The organism is Candidatus Methylomirabilota bacterium, assembly GCA_035315345.1.
Lineage (GTDB): Bacteria > Methylomirabilota > Methylomirabilia > Rokubacteriales > CSP1-6 > CAMLFJ01.
Genome location: DATFYA010000161.1, coordinates 44,555 through 64,613, shown reverse-complemented (window position 1 = coordinate 64,613; position 20,059 = coordinate 44,555). Strand labels below are relative to the sequence as shown.

The 20,059-nt window shown below is 70.5% G+C and carries 19 protein-coding genes; 14 read left to right on the top strand and 5 right to left on the bottom strand.

The window, feature by feature from the left end:
* Positions 1-14: 14 nt before the first annotated feature.
* Entirely contained in the window at positions 15-1,400 is a 1,386-nt protein-coding gene (gene fumC, locus VKN16_20860; GenBank protein ID HME96658.1) for a class II fumarate hydratase, read from the top strand.
* Here fumC and VKN16_20855 read toward each other — a convergent pair.
* From VKN16_20855 to VKN16_20845, 3 genes are all read right to left on the bottom strand, one after another.
* The gene (locus VKN16_20855) at positions 1,397-4,345 is read right to left on the bottom strand and encodes a GAF domain-containing protein (GenBank protein ID HME96657.1); all 2,949 of its coding nucleotides are present in this window, start codon (positions 4,343-4,345) and stop codon (positions 1,397-1,399) included. The genes fumC and VKN16_20855 overlap by 4 nt on opposite strands.
* Positions 4,333-6,078, bottom strand: a complete 1,746-nt coding sequence (locus tag VKN16_20850) for a bifunctional diguanylate cyclase/phosphodiesterase (GenBank protein HME96656.1) — start codon at positions 6,076-6,078, stop codon at positions 4,333-4,335. The genes VKN16_20855 and VKN16_20850 overlap by 13 nt, the downstream gene beginning before the upstream one ends.
* Positions 6,079-6,221: 143 nt before the next feature.
* Positions 6,222-6,761 carry a hypothetical protein gene (locus VKN16_20845; protein ID HME96655.1) on the bottom strand — a complete coding sequence of 180 codons (540 nt, stop codon included), beginning with the start codon at positions 6,759-6,761 and terminating at the stop codon, positions 6,222-6,224.
* Between the two features lie 203 nt (positions 6,762-6,964).
* Here VKN16_20845 and VKN16_20840 point away from each other — a divergent pair, with 203 nt between their 5' ends.
* The 3 genes from VKN16_20840 to VKN16_20830 are packed head-to-tail and all read left to right on the top strand — an operon-like array spanning position 6,965 to position 9,732.
* Positions 6,965-7,978 carry a TRAP transporter substrate-binding protein gene (locus VKN16_20840; GenBank protein HME96654.1) on the top strand — a complete coding sequence of 338 codons (1,014 nt, stop codon included), beginning with the start codon at positions 6,965-6,967 and terminating at the stop codon, positions 7,976-7,978.
* Between the two features lie 3 nt (positions 7,979-7,981).
* Entirely contained in the window at positions 7,982-8,455 is a 474-nt protein-coding gene (locus VKN16_20835; protein ID HME96653.1) for a TRAP transporter small permease, read from the top strand.
* On the top strand, positions 8,452-9,732 hold the full coding sequence (locus tag VKN16_20830) for a TRAP transporter large permease (GenBank protein ID HME96652.1): 1,281 nt from the start codon (positions 8,452-8,454) through the stop codon (positions 9,730-9,732). Before VKN16_20835 ends, VKN16_20830 begins: the two co-directional genes overlap by 4 nt.
* A 3-nt stretch (positions 9,733-9,735) precedes the next feature.
* Here the strand turns inward: VKN16_20830 and VKN16_20825 are convergent, their stop codons facing one another.
* Complete coding sequence (locus tag VKN16_20825; protein ID HME96651.1) at positions 9,736-10,737, bottom strand: zinc-dependent alcohol dehydrogenase family protein; 1,002 nt, start codon at positions 10,735-10,737, stop codon at positions 9,736-9,738.
* 221 nt (positions 10,738-10,958) lie between these two features.
* Here VKN16_20825 and VKN16_20820 point away from each other — a divergent pair, with 221 nt between their 5' ends.
* The 10 genes from VKN16_20820 (at position 10,959) to VKN16_20775 (ending at position 19,065) form a co-directional block, all read left to right on the top strand.
* On the top strand, positions 10,959-12,146 hold the full coding sequence (locus tag VKN16_20820) for an acetyl-CoA acetyltransferase (protein HME96650.1): 1,188 nt from the start codon (positions 10,959-10,961) through the stop codon (positions 12,144-12,146).
* Positions 12,147-12,172: 26 nt separating this feature from the next.
* A complete protein-coding gene (locus VKN16_20815) occupies positions 12,173-12,532 on the top strand; it encodes a hypothetical protein (GenBank protein ID HME96649.1) in 360 nt (119 codons plus the stop codon).
* Positions 12,532-13,332 carry a Sir2 family NAD-dependent protein deacetylase gene (locus tag VKN16_20810; protein ID HME96648.1) on the top strand — a complete coding sequence of 267 codons (801 nt, stop codon included), beginning with the start codon at positions 12,532-12,534 and terminating at the stop codon, positions 13,330-13,332. Before VKN16_20815 ends, VKN16_20810 begins: the two co-directional genes overlap by 1 nt.
* Positions 13,329-14,096, top strand: a complete 768-nt coding sequence (locus tag VKN16_20805; GenBank protein HME96647.1) for a fumarylacetoacetate hydrolase family protein — start codon at positions 13,329-13,331, stop codon at positions 14,094-14,096. The genes VKN16_20810 and VKN16_20805 overlap by 4 nt, the downstream gene beginning before the upstream one ends.
* On the top strand, positions 14,093-14,698 hold the full coding sequence (locus VKN16_20800; protein ID HME96646.1) for a CoA pyrophosphatase: 606 nt from the start codon (positions 14,093-14,095) through the stop codon (positions 14,696-14,698). Before VKN16_20805 ends, VKN16_20800 begins: the two co-directional genes overlap by 4 nt.
* Positions 14,695-15,477, top strand: coding sequence for an enoyl-CoA hydratase-related protein (locus VKN16_20795; protein ID HME96645.1), 783 nt, complete (start codon positions 14,695-14,697; stop codon positions 15,475-15,477). The genes VKN16_20800 and VKN16_20795 overlap by 4 nt, the downstream gene beginning before the upstream one ends.
* Positions 15,478-15,695: 218 nt before the next feature.
* A complete protein-coding gene (locus VKN16_20790; protein ID HME96644.1) occupies positions 15,696-16,364 on the top strand; it encodes a FecR domain-containing protein in 669 nt (222 codons plus the stop codon).
* Positions 16,361-17,203, top strand: a complete 843-nt coding sequence (locus VKN16_20785) for a MaoC family dehydratase (GenBank protein ID HME96643.1) — start codon at positions 16,361-16,363, stop codon at positions 17,201-17,203. The genes VKN16_20790 and VKN16_20785 overlap by 4 nt, the downstream gene beginning before the upstream one ends.
* 4 nt (positions 17,204-17,207) lie before the next feature.
* Positions 17,208-18,599, top strand: a complete 1,392-nt coding sequence (locus VKN16_20780; GenBank protein HME96642.1) for a sigma-54 dependent transcriptional regulator — start codon at positions 17,208-17,210, stop codon at positions 18,597-18,599.
* 217 nt (positions 18,600-18,816) lie between these two features.
* On the top strand, positions 18,817-19,065 hold the full coding sequence (locus VKN16_20775) for a helix-turn-helix domain-containing protein (protein HME96641.1): 249 nt from the start codon (positions 18,817-18,819) through the stop codon (positions 19,063-19,065).
* Between the two features lie 7 nt (positions 19,066-19,072).
* On the opposite strand, the gene sppA is transcribed toward VKN16_20775, so the two are convergent.
* Positions 19,073-20,035 (bottom strand): signal peptide peptidase SppA, encoded by a 963-nt coding sequence (gene sppA, locus VKN16_20770; protein ID HME96640.1) that lies wholly within the window; start codon positions 20,033-20,035, stop codon positions 19,073-19,075.
* Positions 20,036-20,059 lie beyond the last annotated feature (24 nt).

The following is a 20,059-nucleotide window of genomic DNA, read 5'->3' as shown; positions in this document are numbered from 1 at the left end:
ATGAGGGGAGCACGATGACGAGGACGCGGACCGAGAAGGACACGATGGGCAGCATCGAGGTGCCGGCCGACCGGTACTGGGGAGCGCAGACCCAGCGCTCGCTCGAGCACTTCCGAATCGGCCGCGAGCGCTTTCCCCGCGAGATGGTCCGCGCCTTCGGGATCCTCAAGAAGGCGTGCGCGCTCGTGAACCGGCAGCTGGGCCTCCTCCCCGACGACCGCGCGCGCGCCATCGAGCGGGCCGCCGACGAGGTCATCGCGGGCGACCTCGACGCCCACTTCCCGCTGTCGGTCTGGCAGACCGGGAGCGGGACGCAGACCAACATGAACGCCAACGAGGTGATCGCCAATCGAGCGATCGAGCTGCTGGGGGGCCAGCTCGGGTCGCAGCGTCCGGTCCACCCGAACGACGACGTCAATCGCAGCCAGTCCTCCAACGACACGTTCCCGACCGCGATGCACATCGCGGCGGTCGAGGAGATCGACGGCCACCTTCTTCCCGCGGTGGGGCAGCTGCGCGACACCCTGTGGGCGAAGGCGCGCGAGTTCGGCGACGTCGTCAAGATCGGGCGGACGCACCTGCAGGACGCGGTGCCGCTGACCCTGGGCCAGGAGATGTCCGGGTGGGCGAGTCAGCTCGATCGCGCGCTCGATCAGGTCCAGACCGCCCGGCTGGGCCTCTACGAGCTGGCCCTCGGCGGCACCGCGGTGGGCACCGGGCTCAACGCGCCGCTCGGCTTCGGCGAGCTGACCGCCAAGACGATCGCCGGGCTGACCGGGCGCCCCTTCGTGTCGGCGCCCAACAAGTTCGAGGCCCTCGCCGCCCACGACGCGCTGGTGGGCACGCACGGGGCGCTGCGGACGATGGCCGGGGCGCTCACCAAGATCGCCAACGACGTGCGCTGGCTCGCCTCGGGTCCGCGCTGCGGGATCGGCGAGCTGCGCATTCCCGAGAATGAGCCGGGCAGCTCGATCATGCCCGGGAAGGTCAACCCCACCCAGTGCGAGGCGCTGACCATGGTGTGCGCCCAGGTCATGGGCAACGACGTGGCGGTGGGTATCGCGGGGGCGTCCGGCAACTTCGAGCTGAACGTGTTCAAGCCGGTGATCATCCACAACGTCCTGACGTCGGTGCGGCTCCTCGCGGATGGCTGCGAGTCGTTCGACATCCACTGCGTCCGCGGCATCGAGCCGGACCGGGAGCGGATCCGCTTCCTCGTCGAGCGCTCGCTGATGCTGGTGACCGCGCTGGCACCTCGGCTCGGCTACGACCGGGCCGCCCAGATCGCCAAGAAGGCGCACGCGGAGGGGCTCACCTTGAAGGAAGCCGCGCTCGCCCTCGGCTATCTCACCGCCGAGGAGTTCGACCGCGAGGTGCGGCCGGAGGGGATGGTGGGTTAGCGGGCGGTCGCGGGAGCGGGCGCGTCGGCCCCGCTCGGGCCTTCGGTCATCTTGGCGAGGACCTCGCGAAGGGTGGACAGGCGGATCGGCTTCTTCACGACCAGGTCCACCCCGTCCGGCTTCTCGCCCGCCGCGTTCATCAGGTCGCCGAAGCCGGTCAGGAGCACCACCGGGGTGCTGGGCGCCTGCTCCTTCACCATCGCGGCGAGCTGATCGCCGCCCATCTCGGGCATCGCGCGGTCCGTGATCACCACCGAGAAGTCGCCGGCCTTGAACTTGTCGAAGCCCTCGCGCCCGTTCGCCGCGGTCTCGACCTGGTGGCCGTCGCCGGTGAGGTACTCGGTGAGCACGTCGCGCGCGATGGGCTCGTCGTCGACCACGAGGACGCGCAGCGGACCGATGGGCGCGGCGGCGCGGACGGGGGCCTCGCGAGTCCGGGAGGCGTCGGCGGGCAGGAGCACGATGAAGGTCGTGCCCTTGCCCACGGTGGACTCGATGTCCATGGTGCCCCGGTGCCGCTTCACGATGCCGAACACCATGGGCAGGCCCAGGCCGGTGCCGCGCTCGCCCTTGGTGGAGAAGAACGGCTCCAGGCAGCGACGGCGCACCTCGTCGGTCATGCCGGTGCCGGTGTCGCTGACCTCGAGGAAGACCTGGGGAGCGGCGTCGCCGGAGGCGGCCTCGCGGAGGCCGGTGCGGATGCGGATGGTGCCGCCCTCCGGCATCGCGTCGACCGCGTTGAAGATGAGGTTGGTGAGCAGCTCCCGCAGCTCGGACTCGCTCCCGAGGATGCGCGGCACCGGCCGCATGTCGGCTTCCACCAGGATGGTCCGTCCGCTGCCCAGGGCCTCGTCGCGCCACCGGGGCCGGGTCAGGGCGACCGCCTGCTCCACCATCTGGTTCAGCGAGAGCGGCCGGTAGGTCTCGCCCTCCTCGCGCTTCCGGTAGAATTCGCGCAGGCGGCTCACCACGCTCGCCGCGTCCTCGACCCCGGTCATGATCAGCTTCAGGTACTTGGTGGCCTTGGCCTGATCCTTCAGGATGTCCTGGTGCTCGAGCAGCATCTCGGCGTAGCCGGAGATCGGCACCAGCGCGTTGTTGAAGTCGTGCGCGAGGCCGCTCGCCATCTTGCCCACCGCGTTCAGCCGCTCCTGCTCGATGATGTGCCGCTGGGTCCGGTGCAGCTCGATGGCCACCGCGGCCTGCTTGGCGATGCCGTCGGCCATCTTGAGGTCGTCCATCGAGAAGGCGTGGGCGTCGCGGGTCCACGCGATCGCGAAGATGCCGAGCAGCTCGTCGCTGACCTGGACCGGCTGCACCAGCAGCGAGGTGTGTGGCATGAGGTGCAACGCGGGCTGGTTGAAGCGCGGGTCCGTCTTGCTGTTGCTCGAGTGCAGCGCGGTACGCAGGCGCTTGACCAGGTCGATGAGCGGATCGTCGGGGGCCAGGGGCAGGGCCGACAGCGGCTCGCGCAGATCGCGCGGCACGTGGTAACCGGCCAGGGGAATGAAGCGGTCGCCGCCGCGGGTCACGCACCACGCCACGCCGTTGTCGGCGCCCAGGATGCGCACCATTTCCCGGGTCGTCCGGCGGATGGCCTCGGGAAGGTCGGGGGCCGAGCCGATGGCCTGGCTCACCGCGAGCAGCGTCTCGGTCTGCTGCAGCCGCGACTGGATCTCGTCGTACAGGCGTGCCTTCTCCAGCGCCACCGCGGCCTGCGCGGCGAGCGTGACGGCCAGGCGGATCTCCTCCTCGGTGAACACGTGGAGCGTCTTCAGGTGGTCCAGGATCAGGACGCCCGCGGTGCGGCCCTGGTGGATCAGCGGCACCACCAGCGCCGCCTTGGCCTGGAACAGACCGACCCAGCCCTGCGGCACCCGGGGGTCGCTGCCCGGATCGGAGATGACCACCGGCTCCTGGCGGCGCACCGCCTCCAGCAGGAACGACGGCATCTCTTCGAGGGCGAGGGCGCGCAGCGACTCGGCGCCGTCGCCGTGCTTGGCGGCCGCGCCGCGGTCGGCGAGCTGCGAGCTGACCGGCACCATGAGCTGGCCCGACTTGTCACGGAGGAAGATCGAGCAGCGGTCGACGCGGCAGGCGCGAGCCGCGCCGTGCGCGATGACCTCGAAGAGCCCCTTCTGCTCGATGGCCGAGCCGATGGCCTCGGTGACCTCGAGCATGCGATCGGTCTCCTCCGCGCGCTGCTTGACCGCCTTCAGGGCCTCGCGAAGCTGCTCGGTGGTGCGCTGCAGCTCCTGGGTCCTCTGGATGGATCGCTGCGCGGTCGAGCTGGCCTCGGCCCGGGTCCGGCGCTGGCTGCGCCACGCCGCGGGCAAGAGGATCGAGCAGAGGACGAAGCCGAACCCACCCGCGATGGCCCAGGCCAGCTGGCTCCAGCGCTCCTGGGCGGCCTCCATGCGGAGCGGCGTCTGCGCCAGCTCGACCACGCCGACCACGCGGGCCACCCCCGGGCTGTAGACCGGGACGTAGAGGTCGGCGACGTTCGGGGCGGTGAAGCTCTCGGGCGCCGCATTCGGCGGCGCCGCCGTGATGAACCGCACCGCGACGCGGCCGGCGAAGGCCTCCTTCAGCTCCTGGCCGTCGGAGTGCTGGCCGACCAGGCCGCCCTGGACCGCCCACACCACATTGCCCTGCGGGTCCCACACCTTGATACGGACGACGCCGGGCAGCTCACGCACGAGGCGTGCGGTCTCCTCGGACCACCGCTTGGGGCTGCGCGCGCTCTGGCCCGCGAGCAGCTCGGGCAGCCCGCTGCGGTCGACCGCGCGCTGGGCGATCGCCGCGGTCTCGGTCCACTCCGGCTCGGAGATGGCCACGTCCAGGAGCCAGGTCAGCGCCAGGCCCGCCACTGCGGTGAAGAGCGCAATGCCGAAGAGGCGGATGGCGATCGTGCGGGCGAGCCCGCGCAGCATCACCCAAGACATGTCGGGCTTTCGCGCCGGTCATCGGCGTCGAGGCTGGCCAGGAGCTCGGGCAGCCGGTCGGCGGAGACCGGCCGCGCGAAGTAGTAGCCCTGACCTTGCTCGCAGCCGAGCTCGCGCAGCTGGGAGAGCTGCTCGGTGGTCTCCACGCCTTCGGCGGTCACCGTGATGCCGAGGCTCCGGGCCAGGGTGACCACCGCGCGGATGATGGCGGTGTCCTCGTTGTCGAAGCCCACGCCCTTGATGAGCGAGCGGTCGATCTTGAGGCAGTCCACCGGCAGTCGCTTGAGATAGGAGAGTGACGCATAGCCGGTGCCGAAGTCGTCGATGGCCAGCCGCACCCCGATCTTCTTCAGCGCGTCGAGCCGGTCGAACATCTTGGGGTCGTCGCGCATCAGCACCGCCTCGCTGATCTCGAGCTGCAGGCGAGAGGAATCCAGCTCCGTCTCCTGCAGGATCTGGGCGATCTCGTCGGGCAGGGCGTCTCGCTCGAACTGGCTCGCCGAAAGATTGACGCCCACGATCAGCGGCACGTCCCGCTGCCAGGCCCGCGCCTGCCGGCAGGCCTCGCGCAGCACCCACTGGCCCATCGGCACCATCAGCCCCGACTCCTCGGACAGGGCGATGAAGTCGGCAGGGAGCAGGGCGCCCCGGCGCCGGTGGTCCCAGCGAATCAGGGCCTCGACCTCGACCGCGCGCACCGAGGCGAGGGTGACCACCGGCTGGTAGCGGAGGCTCAGCTCCTGGCGGGCGCCCGCGGTGCGGAGATCGGACTGCAGATCGAGGCGCTCGCGGGTGGAGACGCTCAGGCCCGGCTGGTACAGCTCGTAGCGGGCGCGTCCCTCCGCCTTCGCCTGGTACATCGCGAGGTCGGCGTTGTGCAGCACCTCGTCCGGCTGCATGGAGCCGCCGCGAGTGAGCGCGATGCCGATGCTGGCCGAGATCAGGATGTCGCGGCCGTCCACCACGAACGGGCGCTGGATCTCGGCGGAGACGCGCTCCGCGACCGCGGTGGCGGCGGCCAGCTCGACGGTGTCCTCGAGGAGCAGCCCGAACTCGTCGCCACCCAGGCGGGCCACCGTATCCTCGGGACGCAGGCAGGTGGTGATGCGCTCGGCGACCTCGCGCAGGAGGCAATCGCCCACCTCCTGCCCGAGCGTCTCGTTGAGGATCTTGAAGCGATCCAGGTCGAGGAACAGCACGGCCAGATTCGATCCGCAGCGCTCCGCGCGGGTCAGCGCGTGGCTCAGGCGATCCATGAATAGAGCTCGATTGGGCAGGCCGGTCAGGGCGTCCCGGAAGGCCTCGCGGACCAGCTGGTCCAGCCGCCGCGGGAACTCGTTGATCTCCTGCGACTGCTGCTCGATGGTGGCGAGCATGCGCGCGAAGGAGCTCACGAGCGTGCCGATCTCGTCCTTGCGCCCGACCTCGGTCGGCGCGAGGTCCGGACGGGCTTGATTGCTCAGCTGGGCGGCGCGGGAGAGCGCGGTCGCGATGTCCCAGACCACGAAGGCGCCGCCGGCCATGAGCAGCAACGTGAACAGCATGATCGCGGGGACGCTCACCGCGTCCACGATGCCGGCGAGCGGTCCCAGCAGCTCCCGTACCGGCGCGTTGAATGCGTAGGTGATCAGCAGCAGCGGAATGACCGAGCAGAGCGTGAGGGCGAAGATCACTTTGCGCCGGACCTGCTGTCCGGCAAACGCCACCTCACGATTGATGGGTTCCTTGCTCATCCGGCCTCCGAGCCGAGGAATCGAGCAAGAGCGGTGCCACGGGGTGGTCAGGCTAAGGCGCTGATAAGACGCGTCGGGAATCGGCGGCCGCCGGAGCGGCGGCGCGAGGCTTACAAATTCTCGAAGGGGGCGACGATTTTCGTCTACGGCGCCTTCCACATCGTGGCGCCGGCGCGATCCGACAGCAGCAGGCTCGGCGCCGCGCTGGGGCTGATCGCGATCGAGGCCTGCGGCCGTGACGGATCGTTGCCGAGCCCGAGGCTCGCGCCGGTCGGCGCGGCCACCAGCCAGCCCTGCTGGCCTCGAGTCCCGACCGACACTTGACCGTTGTCGCCGGTGGCGGCCAGCTGCGCCTGGGCCCCGGCGCGCGACACCGAGAGCGCGGCGGACTGCCCGGGGCTGACCGTGAGGTCGGCGCTGGTGGTGCTGTCGCGATCGTTCATGGTGAGGCGGGTACGATCGCTCTCGTCGACCGTGAACATGGCGCGGGCGCGTCCGTCGCCGTCGGTGATGATGAGCCGCCGGGTCTTCACCTCGTCGGGATTGGTGGTGACGGTGGCCGCGACCGCGCCCAGGAGCCCGGCGCCCGCCAGCGCGGCGATGCCCAGCCGACGCCACCAGGTGACCTCGCGCTCGAGGCGGCTCAGGCGTCCGTGCAGTGCTGCGAGAGTGCTCTCCGTCATCGTGGTCCCTCCTGGAGCGCGGGTCGCCGCCCGGCTCGTTCGCGATCGTGGACGTGCACGGCGACAGCCTGCCCCGCCACGCCGCCGATGTCCAGCCCCTCGGCGCCTTGACCCTTCGCGACCCCGCGTGCTACACAGGGGCGGCTTCCGATGACGCGATCCTTCCCGTTCCCACCGTCAACCGACCTCGAGGAGATCTGACCATGCCCGGCTTCCGGACTCTCGCCGTCGTCCTCTGCCTCGCCGCCCTCTCGAGCGCGCCCTCGGCGGCCTCCGCGCAAGCGCCCCAGTACGTGTGGAAGGCCGGGACGGTGACCGCGGGCGGCAACCCGCTCAACGACGCGATGGAGCTCTTCGCCAAGCAGCTCGCCGAGCGGAGCAAGGGGCGGATCAAGGTCGACGTGCACATCGCCAACGCGCTGGCCAAAGGCGAGGGCGCGCACCTGGAAGGCGTGCAGCTCGGCACCATCGACGTGGTCGCGATCGGCAGCGCGCCGGTGGGCGGGATGTTCGAGCCGCTCTACCAGTCGCTCGACCTGCCGTTCCTCTGGTCCTCGCGCGAGCAGGTGTGGAAGGTGATGGACGGTCCCCTCGGACAGGAGCTGCTCAAGAAGATGGAGAGCAAGAACCTGAAGGCCTTCTGCTTCGGCGGCGGCTGGGGGTTCCGCAACATGATGTCGAACAAGCGGCCGATCACCACCCCGGAGGACATGAAGGGGCAGACCATCCGGGTCCAGGAATCGCCGACCTACGTGGCGATGATGAAGGCGATGGGGGCCAACCCGGTACCGATGCCGTACGTCGAGGTGTATCTGGCCATGAAGCAGGGCACCATCGACGGGATGGAGCTGCCGTCGTTCACGTTCACGTCGGACAAGTTCCAGGAGGTGACCAAGTACTACTCGCTGACCCGGCACTCGTATCCGCCCATCGCGTGGTTCATGAACCTCAAGAAATACCAGGGCCTGCCCGCCGACATCCAGAAGCTGGCGGACGAGACGATGCGCGACGCCTGCCAGGCCCACCGCCGCCTCGAGGTCGAGAAGGAGAAGAGCGATTTCGAGGTGATGAAGAAGGCGGGCGTGCAGATCAACGATGTGAAGGACATCAAGGCCTTCCAGGGCCTCATGAAGCCGGCCTACGACTACGTGGAAGGCCAGGTCGGCAAGGAGTTCATGACCCGCCTGCGGGCGGCGGTGCAGGCGGCGACCAAGTAGTCCGTGCTGCTTCGGGCGCTGTCGCAGTTCGTCGAGGGCCTGCTGCTGGTGATGATGGTGGTGCTCTGCGCCGACGTGTTCCTCGGGGTGTTCTCCCGCTACGTGATCGGGCGCACCTTCACCTGGTACGACGAGATCGCCCGGCTCCTCTTCGTCTGGATCGTGTTCCTCGGCGCGGCGGTGGGGGTGAGACGCACCGCCCACTTCCGTCTCCATCTCGTGATCGACCGCCTCGGCCCGACGGGCCGCCGGCTCGCCCACGCGGTCGGCGTGCTGGTCCTGATCGGATTCGGCCTCGTGCTCATCCAGCAGGGCTGGAAGCTGGTCGAGCTCGGCCAGTTCCAGCGGACACCGGTGATGGGCCTGTCGAAGCAATGGATCTACGCCTCGGTGCCGACGGGCGGGATCCTGATCATCCTCTATAGCCTGCCGCATCTCCGGCGCGCGCTCCGGGGCGCGCCTCCGTCCACGACATGATCGCGATCATCGCGGTCTCGTTCTTCGTCCTGCTGCTGCTGGGCGTGCCGGTGGCCTTCGTCATCGGGGCCTCGGGGTTCATCGGGCTGTGGTGGAGCGGTCAGTACCCGCTCAGCGTGGTGGTGAAGCAGATCTTCGAGGGCGTGGACTCCTTCGTCCTGCTCGCCATCCCGCTCTTCATCCTGGCCGGGGCGCTCATGGAGACGGGCGGCATCGCGGTGCGGCTGGTGCGCCTGGCCCAGGCGCTGGTCGGCCGGATCCGGGGCGGATTGTCCATGGCGGTGGTGGTGGCCGAGTACATCTTCTCCGGGATCTCCGGCTCCACGGTGGCCGACGTCTCCGCGATCGGCTCGACGATGATTCCGCCGATGCTGCGCGCCGGCTACAAGCCCGAGCAGGCGGTGGCGGTGGTCTCGGCGGCCTCCGCGATGGGGATCCTGGTGCCGCCGTGCATTCTCATGATCGTGATCGGCTCGGTGGCCAACGTCTCGGTGGCCGCGCTGTTCGCGGCGGGCTTCCTGCCCGCGGTGGTCCTGGCGCTGGCGATCATGCTCTACATCTGGTACGACGCCGGCCGCAGCGGCATCGAGGCCCGGGCCCGCGCGGGCTGGGCCGACATCTGGCGGGCGTTCACGGACGCGGTCATTCCGCTGGGCCTGCCCGTCATCATCTTCGGCGGCATCCTGGGCGGGGTGGTGACCCCGACCGAGGCCGCGGTGCTCGCGGTCATCTACGCGTTCATCGTCGGCGTCTTCGTGTACCGCGAGATCGCGTGGAGGGACCTCCCGAGTCTCCTCGTGCAGAGCGCGGTGGTCACCGCCGCGGTGTGCTTTCTCCTGGGCACCGCGGCGGTGGTGGCGTGGGTGCTCGCCGTGCAGCAGATCCCGCAGCTGCTCCTGAGCTTGATGCTGGCGGTGCCCGGCGGCAACATCGTGTTCCTCGTGCTGACCGCGATCCTCTTCATCCTGCTCGGCGCGGTGCTGGAAGGGTTGCCCGCGGTGGTGATCCTCCTGCCCACCTTCATGCCGGTGGTGACCCGGCTCGGGATCGACGTGGTCCACTACAGCACGGTGGTGGTGGCCGCGACCGGCATCGGACTCTTCCTGCCCCCGATCGGGGTGGGCTTCTTCATCGCGTGCGGCATCGCCAGCATTCCGGGCGACCGCGCGACGCCGGCGATGATGCCCTACGTCTACATGATGTGCGCGGGGCTCGTGATCGTGATCCTGGTGCCCTGGGTCACCCTCATCATCCCGCGGCTCCTCGGGCTCGGCTAGGGCTCAGTCCACCATCAGCACCGCGGTGCCCGCCACCCGGTCCGCCGCGAGCGCCTGCAGGGCGCGGTTGGCGTCGCTCAGCGCGTACCGGGTCACCCGCGGGCGGATCGGGATGGCCGCGGCCTCCGCGAGCAGCGCCCGGCCATCTTCCCGCGTGTTGGCGGTCACGCTCTGGAGCGTCTTCTCCCAGAACAGATTCGGCTCGTAGGCCATCGCGGGCAGGTCGCTCATGTGGATACCGGCCAGCGCGACGGTGCCGCCCTTCTGAAGGCTCTGCAGCGCGACGGGCACCAGACCCCCCGCCGGCGCGAAGACGATGGCCGCGTCGACCCGCTCGGGCAGCGCCTCGTGGGTGCCGCCAGCCCAGCGCGCGCCCAGATCCAGGGCCAGGCGGCGATGCGCGGCGTCGCGGGTCACCGCATACACCGTGCACCCCCAATGTCGCGCCACCTGCAGCGTGATGTGAGCGGAGGACCCGAAGCCGAACAGCGCGAGCCGGCCGCCGCGCGGGACCTGGCTCCGCCGCAGCGCCCGGTAGCCGATGATGCCCGCGCACAGCAGGGGAGCGGCCTCGGTGTCGTCGAACTCCGGCGGGATGACGTGGGCGAAGGCCTCGGGCACGCAGCAGTGGGTCGCGTAGCCGCCGTCGTGGGTCCAGCCGGTGTAGGTGGAGGCCTCGCACAGGTTTTCGCGACCGGTCGTGCAGAAGGAGCAGGCCCCGCAGGTCGAGCGGAGCCAGGCGATGCCGACGCGGTCGCCGATCCGGAACCGCTGCGCGCCCGGCCCGAAGGCTTCGACCACGCCGACCGCCTGGTGGCCCGGCACGAGGGGCAGACGACGCGGCGGCAGATCGCCCTCGATCACGTGCAGGTCGGTGCGGCACGCGGCGCAGCACCGGACGCGCACCCGTATCTCGCCGGATGCAGGGGCCGGCGTCGGGCCTTGCGACGCGCGAAGCGGCGACGAGCCGATCGGAGCCTGCGCGGGCAGCGTCATGCTTCGCATCACGACGCAATTCTCCCACACCAGCGCGACTCGACGCTTGCAGGTCCACCCGCCCGCAGAGTAGGCTTGGACGGCTCGACGTCAGAGAGCACGCGGTGGACAGGGCCCCGGCAGGCACGCGCACGGGTGCCCGCGAACGAAAGCCCGCCAGACGCGGGCCGCCGCAACCATCTCGACCACGGTCAACATGGCTTCAGCCCTGTTGAAGATGAAGGGACGCTATGAACGGACTGGGCGGCGCGGTCGCGATCATCGGCACCGGGACGATCAAGTTCGGGGAGAACTTCCACCAGAGCCTCACCGACATGATCTACGAGGCGGTCACCCTCGCGCTCGCGGACGCGGGCATCGAGCGGCGCCAATTGCAGGCCGGGTGGCTCGGCTGCTACGAGCCGATGCTCTACGGGTTCGAGGGCAACTCGGGGGCGTTCGTCTCGGATCCCCTCAACCTGTTCCCGATCCCGATCACCCGCGTGGCCGCGTACTGTGCGACCGGCATCGAGGCGGTGCGGAACGCGGCCCTGGCGGTGGCCTCCGGCGAGTACGACCTGGTCCTCGCGGTGGGCGCCGAGAAGATGCGCGAGGTGCCCTCGCGCGGCTCGCTGGTCGCGCAGGCGGTGAACCGCGGGCACCCGGTGCTGGCCAAGGGCCGCACCGCGCCCGGCATGTTCGCACTGCTGGCCTCCCGCTACTTCAAGGAATACGGGGCCGACGAGAGCGCGCTGGGCGCGGTCGCGCTGAAGAACCATCATCACGGCTCGCTGAACCCGAAGGCCCACTTCCAGAAGGAGATCACCGCCGAGCAGCACGCGCGGGCGCCCAAGGTGGCGGAGCCGCTCGGGCTCTTCGACTGCTGTCCCACCACCGACGGGGCGGCCGCCGCGATCCTGACGCGCACCGATCTGGCGCGGCAGTTCACCGATCGCTACTCGGTCATTCGCGGGATCTCCTATGCGGTGACCGCGGGGTACTGGAATACTCAGTTTGACCCCTCGTGGAACTTCACCTCGTTCCGGGCCACTCGCGAGGCGGCGAAGGCAGCCTACAAGATGGCGGGGGTCACCAATCCGGCCAGGCAGATCAAGGTCGCCGAGTGCCACGATTGCTTCACCATCACCGAGATCGTCAACTACGAGGACCTGGGCTTCTTCGAGCCGGGCGCGGGCTGGCGGGCCGTGCAGGCGGGGGAGACGCGACTCGGCGGCTCGCTACCGGTGAACACCTCGGGCGGGCTCAAGTCGTGCGGCCACCCGATCGGCTCGTCCGGCATCCGGATGATCAACAACGTCCACGACCAGCTCGTAGGGCGCGCCGGGAAGATGCAGGTGGCCGGCGCCGACATGGGGCTGGCCCACAATCTCGGCGGCCCCGGCTCGGTGTCGGCGGTCGCGGTCCTCTCCCAGCCCTGAGCGGGGCCTGAATCGAGGAGGCATTGATGCCAGAGCTGACCCGTCGGTACATCGTGATGGCCATGGCGACCGAGGCGCCGTTCGACGCCCACGATCCGGAGGCTCCGTTCGTGCTGAAGCCGTGGAAGGACCCGGCGGCCCTGCGGGCGCTCGAGACGTATCGGGATCACTGCTATCCGGAGCTGGCCGAGGACTTGACGACGTGGATCCACACCATCGCCAGCGGCGCCAAGGTCCGAGGTGGAATCGGCGCCCGCAACGAAGCGCACATGGCCAGCCGGGCCAGGGCGCGGGCCGCCGCCCGGCCGAAGGCGAAGGCGAAGGCTAAAGCGAAGCCAAAGAAGGCAGTGGGTAAGTCGTCGAAACGCAAAGGGAAGCGTCGCTAGTGAGCGGATCGCCGGTCGATCACCTCACCGAGCTGGTCCGGAATTCGTCCCGGATTGTCGTCTTCACCGGCGCCGGAGTCAGCACCGAGTCGGGCATACCGGATTTTCGGAGCCCGGGCGGGGTGTGGGACCGATTCGATCCCAGCGAGTTCACCTTCCAGAACTTCATGAAGGGCGAGGCGGGGCGCCGCCGCTACTGGGAGCTGGGACGCACGACGTTCCCGGTGATCCGCCGCGCCGAGCCGAATCCCGGGCACCACGCGCTGGTGACCCTGTGGCGACTCGGGCAGCTGGACTGCGTGATCACCCAGAACATCGACAACCTCCATCAGCGCGCGGGACTGCCCGCGGACCGGGTGATCGAGCTGCACGGCAACGCGACCCAGGCCCGGTGTCTGACGTGTGAGCGGTCGTACGAGCGCGACGTCATCCAGGGCTGGCTCGAGGCGGGCGTGGCGATCCCCGCGTGCGACCCGCCCTGCGGCGGCATCATCAAGCCGCGCACCATCATGTTCGGCGAGGCGATGCCGCGGGTGGAGCTCGAGGCGGCGGAGCGGCGGGCCCGCGCCGCGGATCTCTTCATCGTGGTCGGGTCGTCGCTCGTGGTGTATCCGGCTGCGTACATGCCGCTGCACGCCAAGGACGCGGGCGCCACCCTGGCCATCGTCAATCTGACCGAGACGCCGCACGACGCACAGGCCGACCTGGTGATCCGGGGCAGCGCCGCGTCCGTGCTGTCGGAGGTCGTCGAGCGGGTGCACGCGCGATCGGCGCGTGCCGATGGCTCCGCGGTGCCATGACCGCGGCGCTGGTGGAGCGCCTGCTGCAGGGCCGTCTCGGCGGGCAGGTCAGCGCGCCATTGAGCGTGTCGACGCCCGATCTCACCCTCGACCAGGCGTACGGGCTCCAGCGCCAGCTCGAACAGGCGCTCGTCGGCCGGGGCGACCGGGTCGTGGGCTACAAGGTCGGCTTCACGACCGCGGCGTTGCAGGAGCGTCACGGACTGACCGAGCCGGTGCTCGGCTTCATGCTGGGCTCGGGAGTCTACGGAAGCGGCGATGCGGTCCCGCTCTCCCGCTTCATCGCGATCGGTGTCGAGGTGGAGGTGGCGTTCTTGCTCAAATCGGACTTGGCCGGCCCCGGAGTGACCATCGCCTCCGCGCTGCTCGCGGTGGAGGGCGCGATGCCGTCGTTCGAGCTGATCGACTTCCGCCTGAGCGGCACGCCGCGCGGCCCCGACGTGATCGCCGACGGCGTGTACACCAACGCGATCGTGCTCGGCCGGCCGCTCACCCCGGTGACCGGTATCGACCTCGCGCTGGAAGGCGTGGTCTTCGAGCAGGACGGCCAGATCGTGGCCACCCGGACCGCCGCGGAGGTGCTGGGCAACCCGCTGGTGTCGCTGGCATGGGCGGCCAACACCCTCGGCCGGATGGGGCGCGGCCTGCGCGCGGGCGAGGTGGTGCTCACCGGCTCCATCTCCAAGGTGCTGCGGCCCACCGCCGGCCAATCCGTTCGCGCCTCCTTCACGCGACTCGGCTCCGTGGCCTGCCGCTTCGTGTGAGCGCGCCCCCGCCGATCGGTCTCGAGGCGCTCCGTCGGCGGCTCGATGCCGGGCTCAGCCGCAGGCCGCGGGTCGCGCTGGATCAGAGCGACCTAGTATCGGCCGCGGTGCTGGTGCCGATCACCGATCGCGGTGGGCCTCATCTGCTGTTCACCAAGAAGACCGGGAGCGTGCCGCACCACAAGGGCCAGTTCTCGTTTCCGGGCGGCATCGTCGACGTGCGCGACGGGTCGCGCGTGGAGACCGCCTTGCGCGAGGCGTGGGAGGAGATCCATCTGCCCGCGGAGGCGGTGGAGGTGCTGGGGTTGCTCGACGACACCCCGACCCGCGCCACCAACTTCATCATCACGCCGGTGGTGGGCATCGTGCGCGATCCGGTGGAGCTTCGCCCCGACGGCCGCGAGATCGAGCGGGTGCTGGAGGTGTCGCTGCAGACGCTGCGGGATCCGTCCATCTTCCGCACCGAGATCTGGGAGCGCAACGGCGAGCCGCATCCGGTGCTGTTCTACGACGTCTCGCCCGCCGACGTCATCTGGGGCGCCACCGCGCGCATCCTGAGCCAGTTCCTCGCCCTGCTCGACGAGCCGGAGTCGCCCCCGTGAGCGAGGCCCCCGTCCTGGTGGACATCGCGGACGGCGTGGCGCGCGTGACCCTGAACCGGCCCTCGGTGCGCAACGCGCTGAACCCGGCCATGCTCGCGGCGCTCGACGCGGCCCTGCGGCGGCTCGAGGACGACGTGGCCGCCCGCGCGATCGTCCTGCGCGGCGCCGGGGATCGCGCCTTCTGCGCCGGTGCCGACCTCAAGGGGGTGGCCGACCGGGGCACCACCCTGCAGGCGCGCGAGTCCTTCGGCGGCCTCGCGCGCATCCTCGAGTACATGGCCCGCATGCGCACGCCGATCATCGCGCAGGTGCGCGGCTACGCCCTGGCCGGCGGCTGCGGGCTCGCCGCGGGATGCGACGTCGTGGTCGCGGCCGACGACGCGGTCTTCGGGCTGCCCGAGATCCGGGTGGGGCTGTTGCCGCTCGTGGTGATGGCGCCGATCCTGCGCGCGGTGGGACGCAAGCGAGCGATGCTGATGATCCTGAGCGGCGAGCCGGTGACCGCGCGCGAAGCCTACGAGATGGGACTGGTCAGCCGAGTCGTGCCGCCCGGGGATCTGGAGTCGTCGGTGAGTGCGCTGGCCGCCACCCTGGCCGGCTACTCGCCGACCGCGCTGGGGCTCGCCAAGGAGGCGGCCTCGATGGTGCCCGACATGGAGTACGGCGCGGCGTTGCGCTACCTGCGCGAGATGATCACGCTGGTGGCCCTCTCCGACGACGCCCGCGAGGGCATCGCCGCGTTCTTCGAGAAGCGCGCCCCGCGCTGGACCGGCCGCTAGCCGCGTGGACCGTCGTTGAAAGAGCCGCGCGCGCCGTCGCCCGATCGGTCGATCGGCCTGTGCGCGACGTGCGTGCACGCGCGTCGCATCGTGTCGGACCGCCGATCCGAGTTCTGGATGTGCTCGCTGTCCGCCCGGGACGCGGCGTTTGCGAAGTATCCACGCCTGCCCGTGCTAGGCTGTCCGGGATATCAGCCCAGGTCCACGGAGGTCTGAGCGTGCCCGGAATCATGCGGCCGGCGGTGCTCGGTGGGACCATCATCCTCGTCGCGCTCTCCGGCTCCGCGTGGGGGCAGCCGCGTGAGCTGCCGGCCCGGATCGTCACCCTCGGCGGGATCGCCGAGCTCTACAAGAAGGACACGCCGACCTGGACCTCGGCCGCCCTGCGAGCCGAGGTGGGCCAGGGCGACAGCGTGCGCACGCAGTCGGGCGGCCGGGTCACGCTCAAGACGGGCAGCGGGCAGGCGCTGCGTCTGGGCTCCCGATCGCAGATCGCGCTGCCGTCCGGCTCCGACGGCGCGCCGACGCGGGTGCGGTTCGACTACGGCTGGATGTGGGTGGCGGTGATGCCCGGCGGCGAATCGACCCAGGTGGAGGTGCGGGCAGGCCCGGCGGTGATCGTCCCGCGCGAGGGCGGCGTCGGCATCCGCCGCAATCCCGACGGTTCGCTCCTGATCCAGGTCCATCACGGCACCGCCATGTGCGCCGGACCGGATCGCCAGTGGCAGCAAACCGTGAGCGGGCAGCAGCAGCTCTTCGTGCCGGCGTCCGGGGTGCCCGGGCCTCCCGCGAAGCTGGTCGTCGACCCGGTGGAAGCGACGTGGGTGCGGTGGAACGCGGACCAGGACTTCGCGGGCGGCTACGGCGGCCAGAAATCGGGGCCATGAGCCTGGAGGCGCTGGTGGTGGGGACCGCGCTTCCCGAGTATCGGGTGAGCGCGGTCGCGACATCCGACGCGTGGGAGAACAAGATCCACGAGGACTCGCTGGCTCGCGCGTTCGGCTTCCGCGGCGGGCTGGTGCCCGGCGTCACCGTGTACTCGTGGATGACGCACCCGGTGGTCGCGTCACTCGGCGGCGCGTGGCTCGATCACGGCACGTTCTCGGTGCGCTTCGCCAAGCCGGTGTACTTCGGAGAAGAGGTGACGGTGCGGACCAGCGTGGCCGCGCATTCTCGCGACGAGGTCACCATCCAGGCCCGCGTGGTGAACGCTCAGGACGAGGTCTGCGCGACCGCGACCATGGGCATGCCGCTGGGCCCGCTGCTGCCGCTGCCGGACGTGGCCGCGTATCCCGCGGCCCCGCTGCCCGCGGAGCGCCCGCCGGCCAGCCGCGCCGCGCTCGAGAGCCGCGCCGTGCTGGGTACGCCGCGCCTGCAGCTGGACCGAACGGTGCTCGACGCCTTCCTCTTGAAGGTCGGCGATCGGCTGCCGATCTACCGCGGCGCCGACGCCCCCGCGCATCCCGGGATCTATCTCGAGCAGGCCAACCGCGCGCTCGACCGCAACGTGCGTGTCAGCCCGTGGATCCACGTGGAGAGTCACGGCCGGCATCTGAGCGTGCCGCGCGTGGGGCAGCCCCTCGAGATGCGCGCCCGGGTGAAGAATCTCTTCCAGGGCAAGGGGCACGAATTCGTGGAGCTGGATCTGCTCCTGCTCGCCGCGGGCGCGCGCCCGGTGGCCGCGATCCGCCACGTCGCGATCTACCAGCTCCGAGCCACGGGATGACCTGGTGACCAAGATCCTGGTGGTCGACGACGAGGCGGAGATCCGATCGCTCCTCGGCGCCATCCTCCAGAATCACGGCTACGAGGTGGTCACCGCGGAAGACGGGGACGCCGCCCTTCAGCAAGTCCAGCGCGAGCGGCCCGACGTCATCCTGCTCGATCTCAGCATGCCCCGCATGACCGGGCTCGCCGCGCTGCCCGAGATCAAGCGCGTCGATCCCGAGGTGCCGGTCATCATCTGCACGGCCCACGCTGACCTGGCCACCGCGGTGCGGGCCATGAAGCTCGGAGCCTACGACTACCTCACCAAGCCGTTCGACGTGGATCTGCTGGCCCTGACGGTGGGCCGGGCGGTGGAGCGTGGCCAGCTCCGCTCGCGCATCGACGAGCTGAAGCGGCAGGGACCGGACAGCTCGCTGGCCGAGCGCATGGGGGGCAGCGCGGCGATCGGGCAGGTGATCCAGCAGGTGGCGCGCGTGGCCGAATCGAGCTTCACCGTGCTCGTGCAGGGCGAGACCGGAACCGGCAAGGAGCTGGTCGCCCGGGCCATCCATCAGCAGAGCCCGCGCCGGCCTGCGCCCTTCGTGGCGGTGGACTGCGGCGCGATCCCGGAGACCCTCGTGGAGTCGGAGCTGTTCGGCCACGAGCGCGGGGCCTTCACGGGCGCGCAGGCGAAGCGCGCCGGGCACTTCCAGCTCGCGCGCGGCGGCACCCTGTTCCTCGACGAGATCGGCAACATCCCGGTCGCCACGCAGGCCAAGCTGCTGCGCGCGCTGGAGCAGCGGGAGGTCCTGCCGCTCGGATCGACGCGACCGGTCGCGGTCGAGGCCCGGATCATCGCGGCGACGAATTCCTCCCTGGAGGATGGCGTGAAGGCCAGCCGGTTCCGGGCCGACCTCTACTACCGGATCAGCGAATTCACGATCGCCCTGCCGCCGCTGCGCGCCCGGCGCGAGGACATCGCGCACCTCGCGCAGCGCTTTCTCGACGAGGTCAGCATGGAGCTGCGCCGCTCGGTGCGGCGCGTGGCCGACGAGGCCATGGACGTCCTGCTCCGCCACGACTGGCCCGGCAACGTGCGCGAGCTGCGGAACGTGATCCGCAAGGCGGCGCTGCTCGCCTCCGACGAGGTCACCGTCGAGCATCTGCCCGCGCTGGGCGCGCCCATCTCCGCCCCGGCTCGGGGCGCAGCGGCGCCGGCCGGCGAGGACCTGTCGCTTCGCGAGGCGGCCGAGCTGGCCGCGACCCGGGCCGAGCGAGAGGTGATCCGGCGGGCGCTGGAGACGACGAAAGGCAACAAGAGCCAGGCGGCCCGCATGCTGCGCACCGACTACACGACACTGCACGCCAAGATGAAGCGCTACGGGATCTCCGCCCGCGACTTCACCTCCCGCTGACCGCCATCGCGCGGCTCCTATGGCGCGCCCGCCATAGTTGTGGGGCGCCTTCGCTAGCCCGTCCGCTTCACCCATCGGCCTGCCCCGTGGTCGGCCGCCGCGACTGCACGACAAGTGGCGACATTCATTCGCCACGCGCTCGCACGCCGCGGGTGGCATCGCGCTTGCCCTGACTTCGCCGGCAAGGAAGGCGACCGATCATCGACGGAGGGCAGGTATGAGCAGTGTCGAGGTCGCGGCCGTGGAACCGGCCGCCACGTCCGTCCGCGCCAGCGGGTTCGCGCTACGCCGGATCGTCACCCACGCGGTGACCCGCGCCGAGGTCGAAGCGATCCGCCACGCGCTGGGGCTCACGCACGGCAACAAGAGCCGCGCGGCCCGGCTGCTGCAGACCAACTACACCACGCTCCACGCCAAGATGCGGCACTACGGCATCTCGGCGCAGGAGTTCTTCGCTCAGGGATAGCGCGCGATCAGGGCCACCAGAGATACAGGAAGCGCGGGCCGCCGCCGCCCAGCGCGGCCGCGAACTGGGCCAGCGTGCTCTCCGCGGTCGAGGCCGCGGGGGTGGCCGAGTAGATGTTCGTGCGGTACTCCTTCGGCCGGTGGTACATGATCACCCGCGCCTCGCTCACCCCCGCCTTCTCCTTCGCCAGCGACACCACGTCCTCCAGATAGCCGATCCGGTCCACCAGGCCCAGACGCAGCGCCTGCTCGGCGGTATAGACGCGGCCGTCGGCGGCGGCGCGCACGCGGTCCTCGGGCAGCTTGCGCGACTGCACGATGAGGCTCAGGAAGCGGCCGTACATGTCGTCGATGATGCCCTGGAACACCGCCCGCTCCGGCTCGGTCATCGAGCGGAACGGCGAGCCCGCGTCCTTCATGGGTCCGGACTTGATGGCCAGGGGAGCCACGCCGATCTTCTCGAGCAGCCCCTGCGCGTTGACCGTGACCATCACCACGCCGATGCTGCCGGTGATGGTGGTGGGGTTGGCGACGATGGTGTCGGCGGCGAGGGCCGCGTAGTAGCCCCCGGAGGCGCCCACGTCCATGATGGCGGCGATCACCGGCACCTTCTTGCGGCTCTTGAAGGTGAGCAGCTCGTGATAGAGCACGTCGGAGGCGGTGATGGTGCCGCCCGGGCTGTTGATCCGAACGATCAGGGCGCGGACGTGCTCGTCCTCCTCCGCCTTCTGCAGCTCCTCCCGCACGCGCGCGATCAGGGGCACGCGGGGAGGCGGGGCGCCGATCGAGAAGCTCGTCACGTCCTCGGAGAGAACGCCGGAGAGATCGAGCAACAGGATCTTGCTCGGGCCCTTGCCCTCGACGGTCTCCTCCTCGAGCGGCCGGATCCGGGGCTGGAGGTCGAGCGTGATCAGCGAGCATCCGGACACCACGAGCAGCATCGCGACGGCGAGAACGGGCAGGCGGCGCATGGCGGCAGTATACGGGTGGGTGCG

Excerpts from the sequence above, each read along its gene's own strand:
- fumC (HME96658.1), top strand. The coding sequence starts at position 15 with ATGACGAGGACGCGGACCGAGAAGGACACGATGGGCAGCATCGAGGTG.
- VKN16_20855 (HME96657.1), bottom strand. The coding sequence starts at position 4,345 with ATGTCTTGGGTGATGCTGCGCGGGCTCGCCCGCACGATCGCCATCCGC.
- VKN16_20850 (HME96656.1), bottom strand. The coding sequence starts at position 6,078 with ATGAGCAAGGAACCCATCAATCGTGAGGTGGCGTTTGCCGGACAGCAG.
- VKN16_20845 (HME96655.1), bottom strand. The coding sequence starts at position 6,761 with ATGACGGAGAGCACTCTCGCAGCACTGCACGGACGCCTGAGCCGCCTC.
- VKN16_20840 (HME96654.1), top strand. The coding sequence starts at position 6,965 with ATGCCCGGCTTCCGGACTCTCGCCGTCGTCCTCTGCCTCGCCGCCCTC.
- VKN16_20830 (HME96652.1), top strand. The coding sequence starts at position 8,452 with ATGATCGCGATCATCGCGGTCTCGTTCTTCGTCCTGCTGCTGCTGGGC.
- VKN16_20825 (HME96651.1), bottom strand. The coding sequence starts at position 10,737 with ATGCGAAGCATGACGCTGCCCGCGCAGGCTCCGATCGGCTCGTCGCCG.
- VKN16_20820 (HME96650.1), top strand. The coding sequence starts at position 10,959 with ATGAACGGACTGGGCGGCGCGGTCGCGATCATCGGCACCGGGACGATC.
- VKN16_20815 (HME96649.1), top strand. The coding sequence starts at position 12,173 with ATGCCAGAGCTGACCCGTCGGTACATCGTGATGGCCATGGCGACCGAG.
- VKN16_20805 (HME96647.1), top strand. The coding sequence starts at position 13,329 with ATGACCGCGGCGCTGGTGGAGCGCCTGCTGCAGGGCCGTCTCGGCGGG.
- VKN16_20785 (HME96643.1), top strand. The coding sequence starts at position 16,361 with ATGAGCCTGGAGGCGCTGGTGGTGGGGACCGCGCTTCCCGAGTATCGG.
- VKN16_20775 (HME96641.1), top strand. The coding sequence starts at position 18,817 with ATGAGCAGTGTCGAGGTCGCGGCCGTGGAACCGGCCGCCACGTCCGTC.
- sppA (HME96640.1), bottom strand. The coding sequence starts at position 20,035 with ATGCGCCGCCTGCCCGTTCTCGCCGTCGCGATGCTGCTCGTGGTGTCC.